This window comes from Paenibacillus sp. AGC31, from assembly GCF_057334655.1.
The window spans coordinates 1-1,450 of the sequence record NZ_JBHFJH010000043.1 but is presented as its reverse complement, the minus strand read 5'-3'; the positions used below and the strand labels follow the sequence as shown (position 1 = coordinate 1,450).

At 51.5% G+C, this 1,450-nt stretch carries 2 rRNA genes; both read right to left on the bottom strand.

Annotated elements, in window-relative coordinates:
- Positions 1-700 (bottom strand): 23S ribosomal RNA (locus tag ACE04G_RS25995); the annotation flags it as partial.
- A 312-nt stretch (positions 701-1,012) separates the two neighbouring features.
- Positions 1,013-1,450: ribosomal RNA gene (locus ACE04G_RS25990) — 16S ribosomal RNA — on the bottom strand; the annotation flags it as partial.

Sequence of the window (1,450 nt, the reverse complement as noted above, 5' to 3'; positions counted from 1 at the left end):
TCGCCCTATTCAGACTCGCTTTCGCTGCGGCTCCGGCTCTTCACCTTAACCTTGCACGGGAACGTAACTCGCCGGTTCATTCTACAAAAGGCACGCCATCACCCCTAAAACGGGCTCTGACTTTTTGTAAGCACACGGTTTCAGGTTCTATTTCACTCCCCTTCCGGGGTGCTTTTCACCTTTCCCTCACGGTACTGCTTCACTATCGGTCGCTAGGAAGTATTTAGCCTTGGCAGATGGTCCTGCCGGATTCATACGGGGTTTCACGTGCCCCGCACTACTCGGGATCCGTCTCGGAGGGAACCAACTTTCAGCTACAGGGCTTTTACCTTCTTTGGCGGGCCTTTCCAGACCTCTTCGCTTAACCGGTTCCTTTGTAACTCCATGTGAGACGTCCCACAACCCCAAAGAGCAAGCTCTCTGGTTTGGGCTTCTCCGCGTTCGCTCGCCGCTACTGACGGAATCACTATTGTTTTCTCTTCCTCAGGGTACTTAGATGTTTCAGTTCCCCTGGTATGCCTCTGCATAACCTATGTATTCAGTTATGAGTAACTGGAAATTACCCCAGCTGGGTTTCCCCATTCGGACACCCCCGGATCAAAGCTTGCTTACAGCTCCCCGAGGCAGTTTCGTTGTTCGCCACGTCCTTCATCGGCTCCTAGCGCCTAGGCATCCTCCGTGTGCTCTTAGTAGCTTAACCTCGTGCTCCGGTTTCGACTGCTCGCTTCCCTTGTTTTGCTTGCGCAAAGCCAAAAGTCGCTCCCATTCAATACCATCGTACGTGCAATCTACCTTATAAAAACACTTCACTTGTTTACACAAGATCAGCTTAAAGGAATGTTCTAATTCGCGTTTGTTTCGTTTCGATATCTAGTTTTCAAAGAACAAGCTCCATGCAAAAGCAAGCTGTTTGAGAGTTTGAGCTCTCAAAACTGAGCAACGAGTGAGCAACTAGCCGACCTGGCTAGATTTTGTATTTGAATGTTTCCACTCGGGAAACGATTCTCCATAGAAAGGAGGTGATCCAGCCGCACCTTCCGATACGGCTACCTTGTTACGACTTCACCCCAATCATCTATCCCACCTTCGGCGGCTGGCTCCTTGCGGTTACCCCACCGACTTCGGGTGTTATAAACTCTCGTGGTGTGACGGGCGGTGTGTACAAGACCCGGGAACGTATTCACCGCGGCATGCTGATCCGCGATTACTAGCAATTCCGACTTCATGCAGGCGAGTTGCAGCCTGCAATCCGAACTGAGACCGGCTTTGTTGGGATTGGCTCCATCTCGCGATTTCGCAGCCCGTTGTACCGGCCATTGTAGTACGTGTGTAGCCCAGGTCATAAGGGGCATGATGATTTGACGTCATCCCCACCTTCCTCCGGTTTGTCACCGGCAGTCTATCTAGAGTGCCCACCCGAAGTGCTGGCAACTAAATATAAGGGTTGCGC